Raw genomic sequence first — 23596 nt, 5'->3', positions numbered from 1 at the left:
TACTCAGGCTTCTGTTTTAATCTCTTTTATTCAATTTTTTCGAGCAGCTGTTGGCTGGAAATCTTCTCAAAATAGATTTCCATCTCTTCGTTACATTTTTCGATAAACGTTTTGGTGAGTTCCTGTAATCTTAGGATGGTTAGCGGATTCGCTTGGTAATTTGCATTGTGCCTAAATTGCTGTTGTGCTTCCGTAATGTTTTTAAAGGCGTGAAGATGATCCTCATGATCTAGGCAAAATGTTGCGTAGGCATTAGGGACTATCAATTTGCAGAGCGTCATCAGAAAAGTCAGGTTGACACGTTGCGGTTTGTATTGGATGACGGAATTGATTACCCCGAGACAAGCCTGCTCCAACGCTTGCGATAGCATATAATATGTGGCCTCGATGCTTATTGACGACCAGTCTTCCTCGTAGGGTAAATATAATGTGCGCGCATTATTATAGCGTGTCTTCCACTGTTGATGTACATAATCCAGATTAAGCTGTGGGGCAACGATACTTTCCAGATCGATATTTGCTATTGATGGATTCTGAAACCAGATGTCACCAGCTTTCAGGAGCGAAAGAAAAAAGGGATGACCCTTTGAAAGCTGTTTGCTGAAAGTGGTGGTGTTTTCAGGGGCGAGCGTAAGCGATACATTGTTGGGGAGCAAATCCGTTATGAGCTGCGTTATATTATTGATCTCGGCGCTTAAAATATCATAAGCGACAAAAATATAGTAGGCATGCGTGATACAATCATTTTTTGCTCTTCGGAGCGCATTCTGATAGTTGTGATGATCAGAATCATAACCGAAACATACTACCAGCGCAGGAGTGCAATAGCGCTCTATAGCGTTTAGAATGAGGTCTCGATAATTGGCGTTACAATAGTTTTGTTTGTATATTTCATTGTTATTTTTGCAATTTTCGACTTCGTTGTTAGCTGCTGGGACTGGGTTAAGTTTTGACTTAATTTCTTCGAATAAAAGATTGGAATAATCGTAGATCCAGTTTAACGTGTTTATTAAAATTTGATAGCCTGTTTCTAATACAGCTTCATCGATAAAATAGTCTTGATTATAACGATAACCAATATAAGCTTCATCGATTTTAGCTAAGGCTTGTTTTTCTTCTTTGTTGTCGATTAGTCTCGCCAGTTTGGAGTCAAAAGTTTTAAGGTAGCCCATACTACCTGTAAGCGAATGTGATTTTCGATCATCATTTAAAAGGATATGTTCTGCGGTTTTCAAGGATAGTTCGATGGCCTGATGTAGCATAAAGGCTGCGTGTGCATAATTTTTATGCTCGAAATAGAAATTGTAGCCATCTATAAAAGATCGAATCTTGCCCTTTTCCTTATCGATATATGTTCGTGTTTTTTCGATAATCTCCATAGCTGTATAATTCGGAAAGATCAGTGGGATTTCTTGCACCGGATTTTGATAAACGCGATTTTCAGGCTGGTAGATAAGATAAGTGCGAGCCTGTCCGAGATCCAGTTGTTTTTGTGCTTCGTGCGTAAGGCACACTTTGATATATAAGTCTGATGGGCGGTTTTTGACGATTTTGTTAATCAGGCTACGGGGATCCGAATGTCGCATTCCTGTATTTGATGCTATATTAATCTGTAGCATCTGATACTTTTTACTATCGTGGTCAAAAGTCCAATGGTAGATTTCATCGACAGCAACGGCACGAAGGATTGCCTCGATAATAGGGTTAATATCGGTGTTCATAATATGGATTGAATAAATGGGCTTTATATTTCTGTTTCTAGAAGAGCTGTTTGTTTTTGATTGAGAGATTCTATCTCTTCAGAAAAAGCTGTTAAATAGGCGAGTTCTATTATTTTGATCATAGTCTGGTAAATTCGTGTACTGTAGTCTGAATAGGCGCCGGTATATCGGTTTTTGGCGAGGCCATAGTTGATCCATTCATACAAGATTTCATTCCATTCTTGTTGATCGTATGTTTTAACTGTTGCCAATAGTGCTGACAATGGATTGTCTAGTTCTTCATTCGATACATAATAAAGTATAATCTCCGCTTTTGCATGCCTAATCAAAACTGATTGGCATTCGGGCAATATCGAAAATGAATTGTCCATACCGATTGGTAGATTAGAGGATTCCTCAGATTTATTGGATAACATCTCCAATAAGGCGTAAAGACAGGCATAGTTAAAGAGTAGATTTGCCCCCGAAAATTTACTGTTTTCATGATCAGCAGACCAGAATTCTTTTTCGTCGATGACCGTTTGGTACCAATATCGGATATCTTCTCGCCAGCCATTTAGATCGTCTCTATCAAAGAAATCTTTTAATGCTGAGATGGAATAAGATTGGGAAGCAAGCCATTCGGGCGATATGATGCGTTTTTTTGGGTGAAGTATTTCGTCTTCTGTTTCGTCCAAAGATTGCTGGGTTTGGCGCTGCTCATCTGCAATGTCTTCTTGATTTTCTTTAACATAGTCTGGAAGTATTTTATTTTCATAGATCTTTCCGAGAGAAGCCGCTAGACACAGTAAGAATTCTTTTACAGCAAGTATTTCATGACCGTTATTGCCTAAAAAGCCGTTATCTCTGTCTCCTAAACTTATCCATAAATCATCAAGAATGTCGTACCATTGTTGTAAAGACTCATATGAAAAAAAACGGCTAATGCTGTCTGCTGCAGTATCAATATTACGTGCCGATGAGCCTGTTGCTAATAGCTGACTCCAGTGGTCTGAAACGCCTTTGTTGAACTTCAGGGGTTGTTCTATTGTTTTTAGGTTACATTTCCTAAAAATGACATATGCCAATTCTACCTGTTCAATTAATTTTTTGGTAAGATATCCGATAGAGGAACGCGGTGGGTTCATCTTTGCGTTTGAAGCCGCGTTGATTAGCATATTTAGGTCTGCTAACCAGTCAGGTATGGATGTTTCGCTTTCAAAAAACTCTATAAGATACTTCATCGGGTCATCGATGTATTCTTGGGTTAAATAGCGAAAATGTTTCGCTTTTAGTTTCTTTTGCGTATTTTTCATCAGATTATATTTTTTTAGTTGATGAAACTGCTACTTGGGCATATACCGATCTGTGCACTGATCTAAAGCCTTGTTGGTTTCATAAATTTTTTGGTTTGTAAAGTAGTTTATAATTGTCTTCGTTGACACTAAATTAAGAACTATTTTTCGGTAAAACAAATATTTTATATTAAAATTTTCGGTAATGAGTTCTGTTTTGAAGAGAATTAAGATTGTTGCGGATAGGGAGGGGATGAGTGTTTCAGCTTTTGAAGCTACAATAGGGGCCAGTAAAGGGGTTTTTACTCGTGCGCTTGCCAATGGAACTGATATACAATCTAAATGGCTAATAAATCTTGTTGAAAAATATCCGCAATATTCTTCCGAGTGGTTACTAAAAGGTGAAGGCGAGATGCTAAAGCCTAAGCTCGTATTAAAAGAAGAAGAGGAAACTTATTTAACTCCCGAATTGGAGGGAATTACGAACTCTGTAATCAATAGTTTGAGACAGGTTATAGCTTCACAAAATATCACGATTAAATCTCAAGAGAAGACAATTATGTCTTTGGAGAGATTATTGTCTTCATTGGAGCGGGAGATCGAATCCTTAAAGAATTAGTAAATAATCGACGATTTTTAAAAGGGACCTATAGGTGAATGTAAAGGAACGTGTGCTGCTTATTGCTGAAACCAAAGGGATCAGCAAAACCGAATTTTTCAAAGATGTGCAACTTTCCTATGCAAACTTTAAGGGAGGGCAGAAAAATACTGCACTCAGCTCGGATGCAATGGTAGCTATACTGTCCAAACATCCCGATATTAGTCCAGCTTGGTTACTCATGGGGGAAGGAACTATGATGCGGAAGGATGAGAGGAATGTGGTAAGTGCTCCACCTGCCGAAACAGCTCCTTCTACTGCCGAAGGCCTCGGAATTTATAGGCAGCTGGTCAATGCCTTAGAGCAAACAGTCAAGGCACAGGAAAAAACAATCCAGTCATTAGAAGGACAGGTGAGTTTATTGCAGCGCAAATAGCCATATCGCGTTGTTTAGAAACCAAATAATCTCCTCCAAAAAAATACCTGATTCCGGTGATTTCATTGGCCTCCTTTTTGTTTTAATTTCGTTATTGTAACGGTGCATGTTTGACCGGCAGCCAGAAAAAGTTTCTGTTGCATTTATAGATGTCTCGTTCCCTGCGGTTGATCGCAATGGAGCGGCCACTAGTCCTTTATTCAAAGAATTAATTTTATGTCGAAAAAAGTATTTGTTATATGCTGTCTGCTTTTAGCTTGTTTTGTGCATCAGGCAGTAGCACAGGCTGCGGGTCAGCGCCCAATGTATACCTCAACATGGGGGCACCTTTACCGTGAAGCAGGAAACAGTAAAGACCTCTTGGGGGTTTTTCCGACCGAGGCTCCTGTCTACCTGCTAGATTCCACCAATACACAGTATAAGGTGCAGGTGAGTAATGGGGATATCGGCTATATTGACCGTCAGCCCTTGAAAAGTGCAATGTTCGGAAAAAGATCTGCCAGCGAGCCAAAACAATATTTCTATCGTGGAACAACAGATGCCCAATGCCCACATTTCTATGTTCAGGTGTCGCAATTGCGCGTGCGTAAGGCTCCCAATACAACAAGTACCGCTGTGCGTAGGGCAGGGCTCAATGAAATGGTATGTATCGATTATGTGCCGCTCTACACAGATGGATGGGTCTACATCGGAGACCACTTTCATGAAAGTCCGGAGTATATTCAGATGAAATTTTTGGGGTCTGAACTAACGTATGACAAGGTGCTAAAAGAATATCTGGCCGTAAAAGGAAAGGACCAGGAGAAAGAGCTTGCAGCAGTTGGCCGACTGCGTGAGATCGGTTGGACCAAGTATCCCAAATTAAAACAGGCCCTTACCTATTGGAAGGAATCCTATGCCCAAGCGGGAATAGTAGATCCCAAAGTTGATATAGACTTTGAATTACTCTTGGCCAATAAATTCCAAAATGAGCTCCAATCCGAAGTCTATGCAAAGAAACTGAAAGCGCTGAATTTCCATTTTGAATGGAAAGGAGTGTCGTTATCTGATGGCAAGATTACGGATGCACAGATGAAGCAACTGGCTTTGCAAAGGGTTTCCGAAATCCCCGATATGCCCGAATGTGGTTGGGAGCCGCGGTATTACTATAAAACACCGAATATGATCGTTGCCTTTGAAGAAAACTATAAGGGGAAAGTGGTCGGTACGATGTATAAGCTGTTTTTTAGTGATGGCGAAAACATTGTCATAGGCAACGAGCGAATGGATGCCAATTACGCAGAAAGAGACTTTGTAAACCACTTTGGTGAACTGCTTTCGGCAGATTGGATTTCAACGCCACATACGTACTATATTCAAAATGGCGATGCCGGGTTATTTATTTTCAGATTTGTCGAAGGAAAACTGGCCAGCTATGAGTGCATGTATTATTGTTAATACTCCGAAATTGTGTCGGGGTCAAGTATAGACTTCCAAGCGTTTGAAAATGTCCTTCCTTTGTAATGTTAGCAAGGATTTTATTAACGAGTAGGAACAGGGATGCTCAAAAAACAAGGCCCTTTGAAGGGGAATTAAAACTCCGCTTTCAAAGGACCTTTGGATGTTATTGAATTCTTAAATTAGACTACTTGCATTTCAAAGAGTTTTGCAATATGTCCTTTCAATTTTTCTTTCACGTCTTCCATATCGACTTCTTTGCCAAGTTCCCGCTTTAAAGACGTTACATCCTTATCGTCGATACCGCAAGGAATGATGTTGCCAAAATAGTCGAGGTCTGTGTTGACATTGAATGCAAAACCATGCATGGTCACCCAGCGTGAAGCGCGAACCCCCATCGCACAGATTTTGCGTGCGGTCGGTTTATCGGGCTCTATCCATACACCGGTAAACCCGGGATATCTCCCGGCTTCGATACCGAAATCAGCGCAGGTTAGTATGATGGCCTCTTCCAGTGTACGCAGATAAAGATGTATATCGGTAAAGAAGTTGTCGAGATCCAGGATCGGGTAACCGACAATCTGTCCCGGACCGTGATAGGTAATGTCGCCACCCCGGTTGATCTTGTAGAATTTGGCCTCTTTCTCTTCGAGCCCTTTTTCATCTAACAGCAAGTATTCTTCGTGCCCGCTTTTCCCCAAGGTATAAACATGGGGATGTGCTGTAAAGATCAAGTAATTCGGGGTACTGGTTGCTGTCGCGTTGACCCTATTGTCGTGCTTAATGTCCAGTACTCCCTTAAAGATGGATTCTTGTCTGTCCCAGGCTTCTTGGTAATCGACAAGACCCCAATCTTGAAACTGCACCTCTTTGTTCATTTCGTGTTTTTTTAAGCTGTGAATGGACATAAGGTCCATTCACAGCATTGTTTGTCAAAATTAATACAATAAGTTATTGTATGGATAACGTTCATTGTGCATCTTCACAATGATATCGTAAAGTTTTTGTTTGAACTCTTCGATATTCGTTTTATTTGTTGCTGACAGAAAGATTGCGGGATCTGAATTTTTTGCCATCCAGGAATTACGGAAATCATCCAACGTTACCTCGATCTCCTCGCCATCGTGTCCTTCTTCGACGGCTGGTTTATAAAGGTCAATTTTGTTAAATACCGTAATCACCGGTTTGTCCAGCGCTTTAAGGTCCTTCAATGTTTCGTTTACCGCCTGGATATGATCTTCAAAATTCGGATGCGAGATGTCTACCACGTGGATCAGGACATCGGCTTCCCGAACTTCATCCAATGTGGATTTGAAACATTCCACCAAGTGATGCGGCAGTTTGCGGATAAAACCAACGGTATCTGAAAGCAAAAAAGGAAGGTTGTCGATAACAACTTTACGTACTGTCGTATCTAATGTCGCGAAAAGTTTATTCTCGATCAATACATCAGACTTGGAGATCATATTCATGATCGTCGATTTTCCGACATTGGTATAACCTACCAAAGCTACACGGATCATCTCACCACGGTTTTTTCGTTGTGTCTCGTTTTGCTTGTCGATTGCTTTTAGGCGTTCTTTGAACAAGGAAATTTTGTCCAGAATGATCCGTCTATCGGTCTCGATCTGTGACTCACCCGGACCACGCATACCAATACCCCCGCGCTGACGTTCCAAGTGGGTCCACATACGGGTCAAACGAGGTAAAAGGTATTGCAGCTGTGCCAATTCCACCTGTGTCTTCGCCTGTGCTGTTTTGGCATGACGGGCAAAGATGTCCAGGATGAGATTGGAGCGGTCCAATATCTTGCGTTTCAGTTCTTTTTCAATATTGCGCAACTGCGAAGGTGAAAGCTCATCGTCGAAAACAACGATGTCGATTTCCTCGGCTTCGACGTATGCTTTTATTTCTTCCAGCTTTCCACTACCGACAAATGTAGCGCGATCGGGGAAGCCCAGTTTCTGTGTAAACATACCTTTGGTCTCGCCACCGGCAGTCTGTACAAGAAATTCAAGTTCCTCCAAGTATTCCTTTGCTTTTGTCTCCGTCACACTTGGCGTGATGACACTCACCAAGACGGCTGTTTCGGGTTTTATAGCTGTATCGTGTATTTTAAATCTGGCCATTTTGTACTATTAAGTCTTTCAAGTGAAGTCGGCAGGTCATTAAGCTTTACACTGTATGCTATTGCCTACCTCTTGTTATACGTTCACTTTTTAATTATTTTCAATGAGCTCGCAAGCCCGGTTTTTGTTTGAAAAGGTAAATTTAAGAATTTATGCGTTTGTACACCACACAAGACTGATGCCGATTATGACATAATTCTCCATTAACCAATAAATTTCCTGTGATTTGCTTACCAGGGCAACTCAAAATATGTAAGCGTTCGGTCGCCATCTTTTGCCTAGTAAAAGAAGGGATATTTTTCTATATCATGTTCATAATGATGCAAAAGTAAATAAATTTGGTTTTATATACAAAAAAGATAAATTGTCTTCAAGCGCTAATTAACAACAATTCGTATCCTATTTATGTTGACGATCGGTCTTTAGATTCCAATGCGCTCTGTTTATTCACTTAAACACGTTATTGATTGATTTGCTGGCCCCGTTTTTTATTTCGAAAATGACATGCGGTTAAGAAATCTTGTCCCAGGCAATGCCATCGGATTTTCTGGCGAGGAAGCTTCGCAGCAACTGATTCTTTTCGCTTTGTAGTGTTGGGTCTTCTTTGAAGATAGCAATGACGGTGTTACGGCATTCGGTAAGCAATGCCTGATCCGTCGCTAGGTTCGCCATCTTGAGGTCAAGTACACCCGACTGTTGGGTGCCCGATATGTCGCCCGGACCACGCAGCTGCAAGTCGACTTCCGCAATCTCAAATCCGTCATTGGTACGCACCATTGTATCCAGCCTTAATCGTCCTTCTTTGCTCAGCTTATTGCCCGACATCAGGATACAGAAAGACTGTTCAGCACCACGGCCTACGCGGCCACGCAATTGGTGCAGCTGGGATAGCCCAAAACGTTCGGAATTTTCAATGACCATGACCGAGGCATTGGGGACATTAACTCCAACCTCGATAACGGTGGTGGCAACCATGATCTGCGTTTCATGTTTGACAAAGCGTTGCATCTCAAAGTCTTTATCTTTTACGGGCATCTTGCCGTGAACAATACTGATCTTGTATTGTGGTAGCGGAAATTCGCGTTGCAAGTTCTCAAGGCCTGCTTCTAAATAAATCAGATCCAGTTTTTCGCTTTCCTTGATGAGGGGATATACCAGGTAGACCTGCCTGCCTTTGGCGATCTCCTCGCGCATAAAACCAAACATCCGCAAACGCGAACTTTCAAAAAAGTGAACAGTCTTGATTGGTTTACGCCCAGCAGGTAATTCGTCTATCACGGAGATGTCCAAGTCGCCGTACATGGTCATCGCCAATGTACGTGGAATTGGTGTGGCTGTCATAACCAACATATGCGGTGGAATGACATTCTTCCGCCAAAGTTTGGCCCGTTGTTCTACGCCGAAGCGGTGCTGTTCGTCAATAACAACGAAGCCCAGATTTTTGAACTGCACCTTATCCTCGATCAGGGCATGGGTACCAATTAAAATATCTAAGCTGCCATCTTCCAATGCCTGGTGGATCAAACGGCGTTCCTTTGTGCTTGTGGATCCCGTAAGTAGCTTGATATTGACGATATCATCGCCTACCAGCTGTTTGAGTCCATGATAATGCTGTGTCGCCAGGATTTCTGTTGGCGCCATCATGCAGGCCTGAAATCCATTGTCGACAGCGAGCAGCATACTCATGAGGGCAACAACTGTTTTGCCGGAGCCAACATCACCCTGCACCAGACGATTCATCTGCGCGCCTGTATTGGTATCGATACGGATTTCCTTCACAACGCGCTTCTGTGCGCCTGTCAACGGGAACGGAAGGCGCTCATTAAAGAATGTGTTGAATTTTTCACCGACTTTATTGAACCGCTGGCCTCTAAACTTCTGGGTATTGAGCTGTTTGTTGTTGAGCAACTTGAGCTGAATAAAAAATAGCTCTTCAAATTTGATGCGTTTGATGGCTTGATTAAGCTCCTTTTGGTCGCTTGGAAAATGTATGGACGCGAAAGCCTGCTGCCGCGATATGAGGCCATGTTTAGTGAGAACTTCCTGGGGAAGCGATTCATCAATACTACGGAATACGGTTTCCAAAGCCGTCTGTTGTAAGCGCTGTATGCCTTTAGTATCCAGATTGAACTTTTTGAGTTTTTCTGTTGATGAATAAACCGGCTGTAAACTCATATTGCCGATCTGTTTTACCTGCGGGTTGTACAGATCCATTTCCGGATGGGTAATGGATAGTTGTCCATTGAATTCACTCGGCTTGCCATAAATAATATAGGCCGAACCAACTTTCAATGATTTTTGAAGCCATGGGATAGACTGAAACCAGACGAGTTCCATAGAGCCGGTTTCATCTTTGAAGGAACCGACAAGACGTTTCGTTCTCTTCTCGCCCACGAGCTGTAAAGAAACCAGACGGCCCAGAACCTGTGCAGCCATCATATCGGGATGGAGTTTCCGGATTTTATGAAACTCCGTACGGTCGATATAACGGAAAGGATATTGCGTCAACAGATCACCAATGGTAAATACCTGTAGCTCTTTTTTGAGTACATCTGCTTTTTGTGGACCTACACCTTTGAGGTATTCTATGGGGGTAATTAAACTTAATTCAGCCATTCTTCTTGAATGGCTAAATTACGAAAATTTATGCGTTTATGGAGCCGTTTCTTGGGTTAGTGTGACTATTTTGAAGCAGGTTCTTCATAGTTAATGTCTGCTTTTCCTTCTTTACAGATCACGCTCAATGGTTTTTGATAAGGGGCACAATTTATTCGGGGAGCCATCATAGGTTGGTATATTTCCATCAGTTTGTTGTTGTCATTGATCATATTCTGCAATTTTGTTTTGTCTACGGATTTGTGGTAGGGGAGGTAACTTATTCCGCAGATTGTCCGTATTTCCATCATTTTCCATTCTGTAGCGTCAGTACATGATTTTGGGCTAGCAAAGGCAACGATTTTGCTGTACTTCTCATTGGAAAGCGACTCAAGTTCCTTTTCTGTTTTGTCCTTGTAGGGATTTTCTAAATGTGATTCTGATTTACAGACAACAAATAGCATGCTGCAGGCTAAGAGGGTGGTTATACCCAAAATGGAAAGATTTTTCATAATATTCTTCTTGGTTTTTTAACTAAACGGGTAATTTTTGATCTCTGCTACAGGAGGTCTCTATTAAGTTTTTGTTAAGCGAACTTGGAGTATGTCGCCGTAGCCGTGAGAAGAGAAGAGAAGAGAAGAGAAGAGACTTGGTTAAAGTTGGAGGATAGATATTAATTGCATAAAAACAGGGCTGTCCAATTGTTTTGGACAGCCCTGTTTAAGATTTATTTCGGATGATTTCTCGATTAGAAATTACCCTTATTTACATCCCACCAAAGTCTGGTACCGCCGTTGTCAGGTCCGCCCAACAAGGAGATTGCAGATTGTACTTCAGCTGCATTTGTATTGTATTCATTTTGTGGGAACGGTAAACGACGGATCTGTATTTTAGTATCGATCAGTCCACCGCTATTGTTGACAACAACTGGGAATAGACGTGGATATCCTGTACGGCGGAATTCACTCCAAGCCTCTTGTCCTTCCGGGAAGATCGCCAACCATTTTTGTGTGATAATACGTTCCAATTTTTCTTCGTTGGTAGCGCCCTCATTCCATTTGATTGTAAGAGCACTTGGTGAATCTGCATTATTCTTCGCATTGAAAGGATCCTCATAAGCTGCTGCCTTACTTGTATTATCATTTAGGTAAGTGCTTAAACCTGAAGTTACACCCCATTGCGTAAAGGAAGTTTCCACTCCTTTTTCATAAAGTGATTGCGCTGTTCCGCCGGCATTGTTCCAACCTCTCAGTGCTGCTTCGGCACGTAGGAAGTAAACCTCAGCAGCAGTCATCAATACCGGTGCTGTTGTCGCTATGAAAGTTGGTGTTGTACCTTCGGTATTCAAAGCCGATAGCTTTTGGTATTTATCCTTTTCGATACCATCAGCACCTGCACGGATTCCAATGTATTTACCAGCGAAGGCCGTTGTTGTTGCATCTTTAATGACAGGTGCCATGTATTTAGAGATACGCGGGTCATTCAATCCTGTCATATAAGACGAAAGCGTCGCATTGATACGTGTGTCAGCCCAGTTTTTGGAAATAAACCAAAGCGGGTTGCTGTAGGTTCCATCTGCCGGTATGGTAATCTTGAAATTTTCGCTATTGCTTTCCAATACACCACCATTTGCAGGATCCAATGCTTTTTCAGCCTGTGTTTTCGCTAGTGTTGCATCGATTTTAACCAAACGCATCGCTAAACGAAGGCGCAATGAATTGGCAATTTTCAACCAATTTTTAAATCTGACCTGATTATCTGTATTCGGATATACAAGATCGATCTCGTCAATTTTAGCAGCCATTGGACTATCTGCTTTGTACGATTTCAATGCTGTTACAGCCTCATCAAGCTCTTTGAAGAAAGCAGCATATACATCAGATTGTTTGTCGTATGGAACAGTATTGGAAGTACCTACTTTACTATATGGAATAGGACCATAGATATCTGTCACCCGGCTGGCAGCTTCTACTTTGATCACCAAAGCCGAACCCCATAATGCAGGATAGGTTTCTGCAAGTCCATTGCTTTTTAATTTTTCAATGGATTTGATAACGTTAAGATATAAGACCTGGAACGGTTCGCCATTCCATCCATTAACCATCGCATAATTCAGGTTGTTTTGTCCGCTATTGAAAGGCGTAGGTGACATGAAAAAGCCTGAAAAAACGTCTGCATTCAGGTTTTGTTGTACCTGGTAGGAGTTAGGGTCTCCAGCGCCGGAAAAATTATAGATAGACATTTGTGCATTTCTGAGAAAAAGCACAAGATCCTGTCCATCACCTTTTAAATCTTCGTCGGTAAGCCCAATATTGTTTTTATTGTATTCTTCGAAATTCTTTGTACAGCTGGTCAATGTTCCTCCGAGAAGTAACAGGGCAAGCGAGAATTTAGATATATGTTTGATATTAAATTTCATTGTTGATCGTTTAGAAAGTTGCATTTAATGTAAGACCGTAATTACGCGTAGCAGGCATCATAAAGATATCCACACCGCTCAACGAATTGCCTGTTGACATCGTTACTTCCGGGTCAAAAGGCGCTTTTTTCGAAATGTAGAATAGGTTTCTTCCTACAGCATTTACACGCAGTTTTTTGAAAAAGCTATCTTTGATATTGAAGTCATAACCAAAGGTCAACTCACGAAGTCTCACGACTGTTCCGTCATAGATATATTGGCTGCTGACAGGACCTATACCTCCAGTTGATGTATACCATTTCTCAGCATCGACGACAGAAACAGGAGTTCCATTTGGTGTAACACCGTTTACAGCAACACCACCATTTGCTCGGGCTGCTCCAGTTGCCTCAGATACGCCATAACCATCCATTACCGACTGTGTAACTGACATGACATCATAATTAAACTTGCCGTCAATCAAGAAACTTAAGTTGAAATTTTTATAATTGAAACTATTGTTCCAGCCCATTTGCCAAATCGGATTCGAGTTTCCTAGCTTCGTATAGGCATTGGTTTTTTGAGGAATACCATCTTCAGAAATAATAATCCTTCCTTCACCATCGCGAACAAAATCTTGCCCGTAAATGTCTCCAAAAGACCCACCCACTTCAAGTTTGGAAGCAAAGTTGTTTTGATTTTCACCAGTTAGATTAAATTCAGGAACAGCATCAGCTAGTTTCTTTATTTTGTTTTTATTGTAGGTGAAGTTGACGCTTGTTGTCCATTTGAAATTGTCATTTCTAATAGCATCCAATGATACCAATGCTTCAACACCTTGGTTTTGGATATCGCCCGCATTAATCGCATATTGCTTGTTTAATGAAGCTTGGCTAGCAGCAACCTTGAAGAATTGATTCGTCGTGTTTGTTTTGTAATACGTAACATCCACATTCAAACGGTTGTTCCACATACGCCATTCTGTACCGATCTCAAAAGATTTGGTTTTTTCAGGCTTTAATGTTTTTAAGAAAGCAATGTCATTGACTGTCAATACTGCATATGGATTCACCGTGTTTGTTAATAAACTGGTATATGGAGGCAAGTCGTTGCCCACTACCGCATATGAACCACGAACTTTGGCCATATTGACAAATTCAGGCAAGTTTAACTTGTCGTTCAATACGACGCCCAATCCCGCAGAAGGGTAAAAGAAAGATTTTGTTCCTGTGAATGCTAATGTGCTCGACCAGTCATTTCTCGCCGTCAGATCTAAATAGATCCAGTTGTCATAAGCTAAGTTGGCTGATGCAAATACCGATTGTAATTGTCTCCGATTAGCCGACAATGTAGAAGTCACGGGAGTTGTTGTGTTCTGAATAAAGAACTGATTTGGGATTTTTAATCCATCAATACCTGTATTAAAGTCTACACCTTCGGTTTTCCAGTCTGTGATACTTGTTCCGACCAATCCAGTAATCTGAAATTTATCGCTGACATTAAAGTTCATATTGGCAACCACATCACCATATTGCTGTGTAATGGTCGTATTTGTGTAATTATAGTTACCATTTGTTTTTCCTAAAGGATTTGGTGTGCTCGCGTAGACTTTGCGGTCCCAAACCTCTGAAGTACGATCGACACTTCCTCTGGCTTGAATGCTGATCCATGGGGCAACCTTATATTTTGCGCTACCATTTAAAAGCAAACGGTTTCGGGTTGATTGAGTAGGATTTCTATTGACGATCCACCATGGATTTTGTTGTGTTGTAGGGCTATCGCTTAGGCTGAACCAGTTTTGTTCATTCAGATTACGACTTGTATTAAAGGTTTCGTAATTTTTGTAGTCTGCGATATTTAAGCTTCGAGGTAATAGATAAGTTCCAACCAATGGATTGTAATAAAAGCCCGAACTAGGCGCATTATCCAATTTTTGGGTAATGTAATTGGCACTACCTTCAACCGTTAACTTATTATCAAAAAATGAAGCACTCTCCTTAAGGTTGAAATTGTGACGCATCAGGTCATTTTCTGGAAGAATACCTTTTGCAAGCGTATTTGCATAAGAGAAGTACGTTTGATTTTTTTCGTTACCTCCAGACAATGTCAATGAATTGGTGAAGTTGCTACCTGTGCGGAAAAATTCGCCTACATTATCATAGTTGGCGCCATCGGTTTTGTCGCCCCAGCTAAATACACTGGTGTTACTGTTTTTACCACCCGAACCTTGGCCATATTGGTTTTGGAATTTAGGTGTAGATACAGCTTGTTCGATCTGTGCACTTGACGAGAAGTTGATCGTTGTGCGGCCTTGTTTACCTGATTTTGTTGTCACCAAGATAACGCCGTTGGCAGCTTGGCTACCATATAATGCTGCTGCAGATGCTCCTTTTAATACAGAGATGTTTTCAATATCTTCTGGGTTGATCAATGAAATAGGGTCACCACCATCGCGCTGTCCACCGAAAACGTTGTCTGGCTGGCTTGCCAATGTCTGGTTATTGATTGGAACCCCATCGACAACATAAAGTACCTGGTTGTTGCCGGAAGCCGATTTGTTACCACGCAAAATAACTTTTGCGGAACCACCTGGTCCAGAAGAGCTGGAAGCAATGTTAACACCGGCGACTTTACCGTTTAAATTATTTGCCAAGTTGGTGCTTTTAACTTTGTTTAATTCGTCACCACTGACCTGTTGCGTAGAGTATGTTAATGATTTTTGTGCACGGCTAATACCCAAAGCAGTAACAACCACACTTTCCAGTTGTTGGGTTTGTTCTTCCAAACTCACTGTTACTGTCGTTTCTCCAGGGCCCAATGTGACTGTTTTATTTTCGTAACCGACCGTACTGATGTTCAGTATGCGGTTTTTATCGTCGACATTGATCTGAAATGCACCTTTACCATCCGTAGAACTTGCGTTGGATGTGCCCAATACTTTGATTGTGGCACCTGGAATAGGGGCTTTGGTTTTAGCGTCTACAACCGTTCCCTTTACCTGGTTGGTTTGCGCGTGCAATAAAGATGCTGAAAAAAGCATTGTTGGAACAATACCTAACACCCTTAATGTAGAGTATAATTTGTTATTCATATAGTATATGTGTTATATTCAGTTTTTTATATACATATTTTCATAACGGTGAAATTTTTAATGAAATGGGCTAATTCCATTTAGCATTTTGGTTAGAAGAGAAGATATTGAATAATCGGGGGGCAAAATAAGTGATTATTTGTAATAGTGTGTATGCTATTCAATACCTAGTTATAGGAAGAAAAAGCGGTGTGATTTTCCTTAATAAAGATCTAATTTACTATAGTTGAGCAAAAATCAAAAATTTTATGAAACAAATATGATACATATAAGGTGTTTTTTGTCTTTAAATCATTGATAATTATTTTGTTATATGTTTTGTCATTTTTTTGAGCAGAGGTTGTAGTACTGTCTTTCATCATCAGAAAGTTGTAATCTGTTTAATTTCAGACAGTGTACTTGATTTAAGTGCTATTTGGAAATAACGAATGATCTATTGTCTTTCATGCGTCTTCGGTGTGGAAACAGTCTCCTTGATGTTTTTGATATTAAAAAGGATAATTGCAACAAGTATGATTCCGTAAGCGATATATTTTATTGGAGAAACGGGTTCTCGGAAATAGGTTGCAGCCAAAGTAAATGCGATCAGCGGATTAATATAGAGCAGAACGCCAGTCGTTGTTGATGAAATGCCAATGAGTGCATACATGCTCAGGAAAAGGGGGATAATCGTGAATAGCGATGCGATAAGAACTATGGTGCCCCAAAATAGGGGTTCTGCCGGAATTGCATGATGATTGTAGATCAGTTTGGGAATCACAAACAATGCACATATACTGAGCTGGATCACCAATTGATTGAGTTTATCGAAACCCGTAGATACCCGTTGTACGATCAGATAAAAAGCGTAGCAGGTGGCAATAGTAATAGCCCAGAGGACATCATGTAACGAACCTTTTGCAAGAAGGCAAACGCTGCCAAAAGCAATAAAAAGTGCTGTTTTTTGCCAGTTCGTTAGCTTCTCCTTGAGTATGAGATAGGCTCCCGCCGCAGTGATCAAGGGACAGGTCAGGTAGGCCAATGCCGCAGACTGAATGCTGATGTGGTTGACCGCATAGATATAGGTAAACCAGTTTCCAAAGATGAACGCCGACGCGAGCAGGGTAAGGCAGGTCTGGCGAAGCTTGCCCACCCGAGGTAGAAGTTGGAACTTCCGAATATCAGCTTGCATAGTTTTTCTTCGAAACAACAGCAGGTATATCCAGAGGATCAGGAGCGCCGTTATTATTCTAAAATACAGAATATCCTCGGCCGGATAGCCACGTATCCAGCGTACAGGGATAGACATAAACCCCCAGATAAAAGGGGCCAAAAAAGCCGCGAAAAGATATTTTCCGCGGCTTGTTGTTTCGTTGCTATTTTCCACGGATTAATCTTTCCAGGCAATGACTGAAATTTCGACATTGACGTTCTTGGGAAGAGTTTTGACCGCAACACACTCGCGTGCAGGCTGCGCTTCTTTAAAATATTCCGCATATACTTCATTGACTAATGCAAAATTGCCCATATCACTTAAGAAAATCGAAGCTTTGACAACATCTTCAAAAGTATATCCCGCATGTGTCAGGATAGCTTCTACATTTTTCAGCACCTGGTGCGCTTCGTCTTTCACACCCGATGAAATTAACTCCATTGTTTCGGGAATCAATGGAATTTGTCCAGAGACATATAATGTATTACCGGCTTTGATAGCCTGATTATAGGGGCCAATTGCAGCAGGAGCTTTGTCGGTATTTAAGATTTCTTTTTTTGACATGGATAACAGTGTTTAGGATGTAAAAAATATTTTGTAGATCAGGCCCAATAAAAAGACAATTATGGCCGTTGCATTAATAATATGCATGGCTTTTATATTTCCATTCGTCGGGCGATCTGCGTTACGCTTTCTAAAAAAGTACATGGAACTAAGTTACAACAGTAAATTAGAAAGTGAAAATGAAAAGATCAAAAACTTTGAAGGAACTCCCGGTAGACGATAAAACAAAATCTTGTACAAGTGACAGGTTTTTTTTGAATTTTGGTAACTTGGTAATGAAATAGAATTTATATGAATAAGATAGCATTAATTGGTGGCAGAATATACACTGGTGAGTCGATTTTGGAACAAAAAGCATTGCTGATCAGCGAAGGTAAAATTGTAGCGATTGTCAATGATCAGGAGGTGCCTGCAGCTTATACCAGTTATCCAGTTAACGGGTCTACTGTTTGTGCTGGGCTGATTGACCTTCAATTGTATGGTGACGGATCGGACTTGTATTCCGCCGAGCGTAGTGTAGCCTCTTTGGAACGTATCGCCGAGGGCTTGGTCAATAAAGGCACGACTTCTTTTATGATGACCCTGGCGACCAATACCATCCCTGTATTTAAGGATGCCATTCGCGTGGCAGAAGGCTTCCGGCATGATGCATTTTTAGGGCTACATTTGGAAGGTCCTTTCTTAAATCCTAAAAAACGGGGTGCGCATCCTGCGGAATTAATTATCGAGCCTACGAAGGAAAAGATTGACGATCTTTTGGCCGGAAATCAGGTTGTCAAGATGATGACGATAGCGCCTGAATGTATAACGGACGATGTCTTAAAGTATTTGCAGGGCTATAATTTGCTGCTCAGTGCTGGACATAGTGATGCAACTTTTGAGGAAGGTACGCACGGCTATGATTTGGGGATTCCAACAAGCACCCACCTGTTTAATGCAATGTCGCCTTTACATCATCGCGAAGTTGGGTTGGTCGGTGCAATTTTTAATCATCCGACTGCACAGGCAAGTATTATTGTCGACGGACATCATGTAAGCTTTGAAGCGGTAAAAATTGCGAAACGTCAGATGGGTGAGCGGCTGTTTATGATTACTGATGCTGTTGCCAGTTGCGATAAAGATATTTATCAGCATGTGTTGAACGATGGATATTATGCTTTACCTGATGGTACCATTTCAGGGGCTGCAATCTCCTTGCTCGAAGGGGTGAAAAATGCCGTGCAAAAGGTGGGGATACCACGCGATGAAGCGATCCGAATGGCTACGCTGTATCCCGCAAATCTTTTAAATAGAGGAGATATCGGAAATCTCAATCATGGAAGTATGGCGAATGTTATTGTCTTTAATGACGACTTTAAGCTGGAGCAGGTGATCTTCAAAGGAGAGTTAAAGCGCTGATCCATTTCGGAGAAGATTGACCGACAGGCCGAGATTGACTAATATTATCCGTATCTTCGTTAGTTATTTTTGAAAAAACACTATTCTATAGATTGATGAAACGTTCCCTATTATTTTTAGCGACAGCACTTTTTGTTTTATCTTCTTGTTCATCCAAGAAAAATAAGAAACAGGAGCCTGTCAACACCACAACTACAACTGTCGAAATTGTAAAAAAAGATCCGCCCTCACTACCCAAGCGCGAACGGGTGAAAAATACAATTGAAACAAAAGAACAGCCAGTTGTAGAGAAGAAGAAGGAAATCGTTGTCGATCTTCCGGTGTTACCGCGCGAGTTTCGCGCAGCTTGGGTGGCCTCTGTTGCAAATATCAATTGGCCGAGCAAAAATAACCTGAGTACAGCTGAACAGCAACAGGAAGCGATCGGTATTTTGGATTTTTTGAAAAATAATAATTTTAATGCGGTTGTTTTTCAGGTACGCCCATCAGCAGATGCATTTTATAAAAGTGATCTTGAGCCTTGGTCGTACTTTTTGACCGGTACAGAGGGGCAAGCACCTTCTCCTTATTACGATCCGCTTGATTTTTGGGTTGAGCAGGCGCATAAAAGAGGGATTGAACTTCATGTTTGGTTGAACCCCTACCGTGCCCACCATACCGCTGGCGGCGCCGTTACTTCAGCTTCCATGGCGCGCAAAATGCCCGAGTCGGTTGTCAAATTGAAACAGGGCTATTATTGGTTTGATCCATCCAAAAAATCTACACAGGATCACGCAGCGCGCGTGGTTATGGATATTGTCAAGCGTTATGATATCGATGGTGTGCATTTCGACGATTATTTCTATCCTTACGCGGAATATAATGGTGGCCAGGATTTTCCGGATTCAGATAGTTATAATGAATACAAACGTAATGGTGGGGATCTATCACGCGGAGACTTCCGTAGAAATAGTGTAAATACCTTTATCGAACGTATTTATATGGATATTAAGAAAGAGAAGAATTTTGTGAAATTCGGTATCAGTCCCTTTGGTATCTGGAAACCTGGTTATCCGTCAGGAATTCAGGGGTCTAGCCAGTATGATATGCTTTATGCCGATGCTAAATTATGGTTGAACAAAGGCTGGATAGACTATTTTGCTCCGCAGTTGTATTGGCCTATACAGCCAGCCAAACAGAGTTATACGGCTTTGTTAAAATGGTGGGAAAGTGAGAATACATTGGGGCGCCACCTTTGGCCGGGCATCAATACGGTTGGCAGACGTGGTCCGGAGTATGTTCAGGAAATTGTGAATCAAGTGGAGGCAGCACGTACACTATTGCCTGATAACCGGGAAGGTGTAATCCACTGGAGTTTGGCGGGACTGACCAAAAACCCGGCCATGACACAAGCTTTGGTGAATGGTCCTTATCAGGTGAAAGCATTGGTGCCAACAAGTCCTTGGTTGAATGCAAATCCTTTGTTGAAACCGACTTTGCTACTGACTCCTCAAGGGGGCAATATCTTTGCAAAATGGCAACACCAGCAAATTGATCAGGTTTCAAAATGGGTACTATATCTCAACTACGGTGGGGTATGGCAATATGAGATTCTGGATCCGGGGGTTACAAGTAAGGACATTCCAACGACATTGAACAACAAAAAACTGCAGTATGTTGCGGTAAAAGCTGTTGACCGCCTGAGCAACGAAGGGCCTTATGTCGCTGAGAAGATAAAATAACGAGTTGTTGTATCATCAACACTTAAAAAAGGGATATCTGAATTTTAGATATCCCTTTTTTGTTTTGATTTGTAATCTATGCAAGGTAAATTTATAGGTATGGAAGAAAGCTATAAAACGGTAAGCGATTCTGTGATTCGGATGTCACAGCTGATGTTGCCCTCGAATGCTAATTTTGGCGGTAAAATTCACGGCGGTTATATTTTATCTTTGATGGATCAGATCGCATTTGCTGTCGCGTCTAAATTTTCTGCACATTATTGTGTAACGGCATCTGTTGGCAAAGTTGATTTTTTGAAACCTATTGAGGTGGGGGAATTGGTGACATTGATCGCTTCGGTAAATTATGTAGGTAACTCTTCTATGGAGGTCGGTATTCGGGTCGAAGCCATGAATATTCAGACGGGTGAAACCAAGCATTGTAATTCCTCTTATTTTACGATGGTGGCAAAAGATGAAACAGGCAAGCCTGCCCGGGTGCCAAGGTTAATATTGGAGACCGAAAAAGATGTATTTCGTTTCTACCGCTGTGTGGTAAAGATGGAGGTCGACAAAGAAAGAGATCGTGCTATTCACGATCTGGAAACGGACTCTGCCGAGCAGCAAGCCTATATCACAGCGCATTTTGATGTGAAGATCAGTCTGAGCTCTTAGGTCTTCTTCCCTTTCTTACCATTCAAATGTTCCTAGATATTTACTGTCTGTGCATTCATCGCTTCCGTCTGTTTTGTAGAAAAATACATAGACATGGTAGTTGCCGACGGTCTGCTGTCGGGTTAGGGTGGCTGTCTGTGTTTTATGCGTCAGGGGATTCATGCTTTCATTTGTGAAAGCGCACTCATCGGGATTGTATAACAGCAAACGACAATTACTTGAGCTAATGTCATATTGCGATGCGGTATTTGCGTCATATTCCCAGGTGAGTGTAAATGTTTTTGTCTCTTTATCTACCTGAAAGGTGTAGGTGGAAATGGGATTGGGGGTCCCTTTACTCACGCGAAAGTTTTCATAATTGATGGCATGGCCAGTTGCGGTTTTTTCTATCGCATGATTGAGATTGTAGGACATGGCGTTACTATAGGCCTTTTTATCGGGGTTATAGTTTTTAAATCCGATCCTTAATAAGCCTAGCATTGGAGAGATGAATTTCTGGATGAGGGAAAAACGCGACCTTGATTGAATTTGATCTGCAGAAGGTTTTTTTCTGGTTTTCTTTGGTAGGCTCCTTGCATAGGTTGTATTTCCATTGGTAACAAACACGACTGATCCTGCTTTGCCCGAAAGCGTGCCATTGGCACCGTTTTTAATGACTGCCATAATATTAAGTTAATTGCTATTGATTTTTCTTTAAGTTACAAAATAAATAGGTATTGGTCAATATTAGGTTCGATTTTTTTTCGGAATTACAACGAATCTTAAACGGAACTTAGTCGGAGTTTATTCGGTAGAAACCGAAGAAGCACCGAAGAAGCACCGAAGGAGTACCGAATAAGCACCGAATAAGCACCGAAGAAAGACCGAAGAAGACCCGAATATAATCGCTATGTCTTATACTGAAATAGGTTTACATTTACCGAACAGATTACTATATAGATTTTACATCCTATTTTTTCTACTGGATTTGGTTGTCATTGTCCGTTTTCTGACTGTTATCGGTTGTCCTTTCCCTAACCACAGTTTCCCTAGTTTTGCTGCGGAACTTTTTTTGACTCAGCGTTACGTCTTTGAAACATTTTGGGAACTTTTTGGTTCTGCAATTGCTGATGTGCCTGCTGGGGAGACATCATATTGCAGGACATATGTGGCCTAAAATGATTGTATATATTGACTGCCTTGACCAGCTGTGCAAGTGCCGTTTTGTAGTCTGGAAAGGTCTCAGCCATGCGATATTCGCTTTTTAGGATGCCATTTAGCCTTTCTGCCACGGCATTGTCGTACGGGCTTCCGGATTGTGTCATGCTTATTGTAATCCTATTTTCCTGCAATATAGTGACATAATTTGTACTGCAATACTGGATGCCGCGATCGGAGTGGTGGGTCAGATCGCTCTGTGGATACATTCTATGTGATATTGCCATCCTGAGCGCTGATATACAGGCCTGTGCTGTTGGCCTGTGCGTAAGTTTGTAGCCCACGATCTTTCGGGAATAGGCATCTGTGACCAGGCACAGGTAGATCCATTTGTCCCGGATGCGGATGTAGGTGATGTCACTTACCCATATCTGCTCGGGACGCAGGGCCTGCCTGCGCTGCACAAGGTCGGGCCACTTTTTGAAACGGTGGTCGGACTGGGTGGTGATGGCATACCTGCGTTTGCATTTGACCAAAAGGTCATTTTCGCGCAACAGTCTGAAGAAAGCGTCCCTTCCCAGTCCAACCATCGCACTACCCATTTCTTTGACCAATATGCTGCGGAGTTTAAGGGTACCCATGCGATGGGAGTCCTTCCGAATTTCACGTACCCGCGCCAGCACAAGCCCGCTGCGAACGGAGTATTCCTGTTCTCTGCCCATATATTTATAGTAGGATTGCCTTGTTCTGCCAAATAGTCCACAAAGTCTGGAGACCGAAACATTCTGGTAACACGACTTCATTTCTTGGACGATTTGGCCCCAGACTTTTTTACAAAATCAGCCCCATGGAGCTCCTCCGCTTTTTTGATCAACATCTCCAGGGCAGTAATTTTGAGGTTCGCCTGGAAGAGTTCATCCCTGAGATCCTGCTCATTTTTCACCCCAGTGTCTTCTGGCTCAACAGTCTGGGAAACTTCCAGCTCCAGATTGTTTTCCCACTGCTGGTACCATTTCATAAAATACCGCGGAGTGGCTTCCCCCGGAAGATTGTACTTCTGGGCAAGTTGCGAATAACTCAGCTTGCCCGCAAGGTATTCTCTGGAAACGAGGATCTTGAAGCTATCACTGTAAACTTGCTGTCCCCCTGATTTACGTTTTGTCATACGCTTTTTCATAATATTAAATTTAAGATTTTAATATTCGGTTTTTGTAAACCTTTTTCAGGAATGGACAAATACAATAGCTATTA

At 41.7% G+C, this 23596-nt stretch carries 20 protein-coding genes; 6 read left to right on the top strand and 14 right to left on the bottom strand.

What is annotated here, in order from left to right:
• Positions 1 to 26 precede the first annotated feature (26 nt).
• On the bottom strand, positions 27 to 1721 hold the full coding sequence (locus BV902_RS26810) for a HEPN domain-containing protein (RefSeq protein ID WP_075994504.1): 1695 nt from the start codon (positions 1719 to 1721) through the stop codon (positions 27 to 29).
• Between the two features lie 23 nt (positions 1722 to 1744).
• Complete coding sequence (locus tag BV902_RS26805) at positions 1745 to 3016, bottom strand: hypothetical protein (protein WP_075994503.1); 1272 nt, start codon at positions 3014 to 3016, stop codon at positions 1745 to 1747.
• A 184-nt stretch (positions 3017 to 3200) separates the two neighbouring features.
• On the opposite strand from BV902_RS26805, the gene BV902_RS26800 reads away from it, so the two are divergent.
• The 3 genes from BV902_RS26800 (at position 3201) to BV902_RS26790 (ending at position 5466) form a co-directional block, all read left to right on the top strand.
• The gene (locus BV902_RS26800; protein WP_075994502.1) at positions 3201 to 3614 is read left to right on the top strand and encodes a hypothetical protein; all 414 of its coding nucleotides are present in this window, start codon (positions 3201 to 3203) and stop codon (positions 3612 to 3614) included.
• A 34-nt stretch (positions 3615 to 3648) separates the two neighbouring features.
• A complete protein-coding gene (locus BV902_RS26795; RefSeq protein ID WP_075994501.1) occupies positions 3649 to 4029 on the top strand; it encodes a hypothetical protein in 381 nt (126 codons plus the stop codon).
• A 216-nt stretch (positions 4030 to 4245) separates the two neighbouring features.
• A complete protein-coding gene (locus BV902_RS26790) occupies positions 4246 to 5466 on the top strand; it encodes a hypothetical protein (protein WP_157626255.1) in 1221 nt (406 codons plus the stop codon).
• 182 nt (positions 5467 to 5648) lie between these two features.
• Here BV902_RS26790 and lipB read toward each other — a convergent pair whose 3' ends face one another.
• From lipB to BV902_RS28630, 9 genes are all read right to left on the bottom strand, one after another.
• The gene (gene lipB / locus BV902_RS26785) at positions 5649 to 6344 is read right to left on the bottom strand and encodes a lipoyl(octanoyl) transferase LipB (protein ID WP_075995011.1); all 696 of its coding nucleotides are present in this window, start codon (positions 6342 to 6344) and stop codon (positions 5649 to 5651) included.
• 60 nt (positions 6345 to 6404) lie between these two features.
• Entirely contained in the window at positions 6405 to 7595 is a 1191-nt protein-coding gene (gene hflX / locus BV902_RS26780; RefSeq protein ID WP_075994499.1) for a GTPase HflX, read from the bottom strand.
• Positions 7596 to 8105: 510 nt separating this feature from the next.
• Positions 8106 to 10211: an ATP-dependent DNA helicase RecG gene (gene recG / locus BV902_RS26775; RefSeq protein ID WP_075994498.1), complete on the bottom strand. Its 2106-nt coding sequence runs from the start codon at positions 10209 to 10211 to the stop codon at positions 8106 to 8108.
• A 65-nt stretch (positions 10212 to 10276) separates the two neighbouring features.
• Positions 10277 to 10702, bottom strand: a complete 426-nt coding sequence (locus tag BV902_RS26770) for a hypothetical protein (RefSeq protein ID WP_075994497.1) — start codon at positions 10700 to 10702, stop codon at positions 10277 to 10279.
• A 236-nt stretch (positions 10703 to 10938) separates the two neighbouring features.
• Positions 10939 to 12609 (bottom strand): RagB/SusD family nutrient uptake outer membrane protein, encoded by a 1671-nt coding sequence (locus BV902_RS26765; RefSeq protein WP_075995010.1) that lies wholly within the window; start codon positions 12607 to 12609, stop codon positions 10939 to 10941.
• Positions 12610 to 12619: 10 nt separating this feature from the next.
• Entirely contained in the window at positions 12620 to 15679 is a 3060-nt protein-coding gene (locus BV902_RS26760) for a SusC/RagA family TonB-linked outer membrane protein (RefSeq protein WP_083663774.1), read from the bottom strand.
• A 433-nt stretch (positions 15680 to 16112) separates the two neighbouring features.
• Entirely contained in the window at positions 16113 to 17045 is a 933-nt protein-coding gene (locus BV902_RS26755; RefSeq protein ID WP_075994495.1) for an EamA family transporter, read from the bottom strand.
• Between the two features lie 3 nt (positions 17046 to 17048).
• The gene (locus BV902_RS26750; RefSeq protein WP_075994494.1) at positions 17049 to 17435 is read right to left on the bottom strand and encodes a RidA family protein; all 387 of its coding nucleotides are present in this window, start codon (positions 17433 to 17435) and stop codon (positions 17049 to 17051) included.
• Between the two features lie 12 nt (positions 17436 to 17447).
• Positions 17448 to 17579 carry a DUF6728 family protein gene (locus tag BV902_RS28630; RefSeq protein WP_312459393.1) on the bottom strand — a complete coding sequence of 44 codons (132 nt, stop codon included), beginning with the start codon at positions 17577 to 17579 and terminating at the stop codon, positions 17448 to 17450.
• A gap of 147 nt (positions 17580 to 17726) precedes the next feature.
• Between BV902_RS28630 and nagA the strand changes: the two genes are divergently transcribed.
• The 3 genes from nagA (at position 17727) to BV902_RS26735 (ending at position 21208) form a co-directional block, all read left to right on the top strand.
• Positions 17727 to 18833, top strand: coding sequence for an N-acetylglucosamine-6-phosphate deacetylase (gene nagA / locus BV902_RS26745; protein ID WP_075994493.1), 1107 nt, complete (start codon positions 17727 to 17729; stop codon positions 18831 to 18833).
• Between the two features lie 95 nt (positions 18834 to 18928).
• Complete coding sequence (locus tag BV902_RS26740; RefSeq protein WP_075994492.1) at positions 18929 to 20554, top strand: glycoside hydrolase family 10 protein; 1626 nt, start codon at positions 18929 to 18931, stop codon at positions 20552 to 20554.
• Positions 20555 to 20632: 78 nt separating this feature from the next.
• Positions 20633 to 21208: an acyl-CoA thioesterase gene (locus BV902_RS26735; RefSeq protein ID WP_237241879.1), complete on the top strand. Its 576-nt coding sequence runs from the start codon at positions 20633 to 20635 to the stop codon at positions 21206 to 21208.
• A 15-nt stretch (positions 21209 to 21223) separates the two neighbouring features.
• On the opposite strand, the gene BV902_RS26730 is transcribed toward BV902_RS26735, so the two are convergent.
• The 3 genes from BV902_RS26730 to BV902_RS26720 form a co-directional block, all read right to left on the bottom strand.
• A complete protein-coding gene (locus BV902_RS26730) occupies positions 21224 to 21871 on the bottom strand; it encodes a DUF6266 family protein (protein WP_075994491.1) in 648 nt (215 codons plus the stop codon).
• 365 nt (positions 21872 to 22236) lie between these two features.
• A complete protein-coding gene (locus BV902_RS26725; RefSeq protein ID WP_075993756.1) occupies positions 22237 to 23148 on the bottom strand; it encodes an IS3 family transposase in 912 nt (303 codons plus the stop codon).
• Positions 23145 to 23522 (bottom strand): hypothetical protein, encoded by a 378-nt coding sequence (locus tag BV902_RS26720; protein ID WP_075993755.1) that lies wholly within the window; start codon positions 23520 to 23522, stop codon positions 23145 to 23147. The genes BV902_RS26725 and BV902_RS26720 overlap by 4 nt, the downstream gene beginning before the upstream one ends.
• Between the last annotated feature and the right edge of the window lie 74 nt (positions 23523 to 23596).

The organism is Sphingobacterium sp. B29, from assembly GCF_001952815.1.
Lineage (GTDB): Bacteria > Bacteroidota > Bacteroidia > Sphingobacteriales > Sphingobacteriaceae > Sphingobacterium > Sphingobacterium siyangense.
This window is presented reverse-complemented; position numbering and strand designations above follow the sequence as displayed.

Excerpts from the sequence above, each read along its gene's own strand:
- BV902_RS26735 (WP_237241879.1), top strand. The coding sequence starts at position 20,633 with ATGCAAGGTAAATTTATAGGTATGGAAGAAAGCTATAAAACGGTAAGC.
- BV902_RS28630 (WP_312459393.1), bottom strand. The coding sequence starts at position 17,579 with ATGTACTTTTTTAGAAAGCGTAACGCAGATCGCCCGACGAATGGAAAT.
- BV902_RS26790 (WP_157626255.1), top strand. The coding sequence starts at position 4,246 with ATGTCGAAAAAAGTATTTGTTATATGCTGTCTGCTTTTAGCTTGTTTT.
- BV902_RS26720 (WP_075993755.1), bottom strand. The coding sequence starts at position 23,522 with ATGAAAAAGCGTATGACAAAACGTAAATCAGGGGGACAGCAAGTTTAC.
- BV902_RS26765 (WP_075995010.1), bottom strand. The coding sequence starts at position 12,609 with ATGAAATTTAATATCAAACATATATCTAAATTCTCGCTTGCCCTGTTA.
- recG (WP_075994498.1), bottom strand. The coding sequence starts at position 10,211 with ATGGCTGAATTAAGTTTAATTACCCCCATAGAATACCTCAAAGGTGTA.
- BV902_RS26805 (WP_075994503.1), bottom strand. The coding sequence starts at position 3,016 with ATGAAAAATACGCAAAAGAAACTAAAAGCGAAACATTTTCGCTATTTA.
- nagA (WP_075994493.1), top strand. The coding sequence starts at position 17,727 with ATGAATAAGATAGCATTAATTGGTGGCAGAATATACACTGGTGAGTCG.
- BV902_RS26750 (WP_075994494.1), bottom strand. The coding sequence starts at position 17,435 with ATGTCAAAAAAAGAAATCTTAAATACCGACAAAGCTCCTGCTGCAATT.
- BV902_RS26725 (WP_075993756.1), bottom strand. The coding sequence starts at position 23,148 with ATGAAGTCGTGTTACCAGAATGTTTCGGTCTCCAGACTTTGTGGACTA.
- BV902_RS26730 (WP_075994491.1), bottom strand. The coding sequence starts at position 21,871 with ATGGCAGTCATTAAAAACGGTGCCAATGGCACGCTTTCGGGCAAAGCA.
- BV902_RS26760 (WP_083663774.1), bottom strand. The coding sequence starts at position 15,679 with ATGAATAACAAATTATACTCTACATTAAGGGTGTTAGGTATTGTTCCA.
- BV902_RS26770 (WP_075994497.1), bottom strand. The coding sequence starts at position 10,702 with ATGAAAAATCTTTCCATTTTGGGTATAACCACCCTCTTAGCCTGCAGC.
- BV902_RS26810 (WP_075994504.1), bottom strand. The coding sequence starts at position 1,721 with ATGAACACCGATATTAACCCTATTATCGAGGCAATCCTTCGTGCCGTT.
- hflX (WP_075994499.1), bottom strand. The coding sequence starts at position 7,595 with ATGGCCAGATTTAAAATACACGATACAGCTATAAAACCCGAAACAGCC.
- BV902_RS26800 (WP_075994502.1), top strand. The coding sequence starts at position 3,201 with ATGAGTTCTGTTTTGAAGAGAATTAAGATTGTTGCGGATAGGGAGGGG.
- lipB (WP_075995011.1), bottom strand. The coding sequence starts at position 6,344 with ATGAACAAAGAGGTGCAGTTTCAAGATTGGGGTCTTGTCGATTACCAA.
- BV902_RS26740 (WP_075994492.1), top strand. The coding sequence starts at position 18,929 with ATGAAACGTTCCCTATTATTTTTAGCGACAGCACTTTTTGTTTTATCT.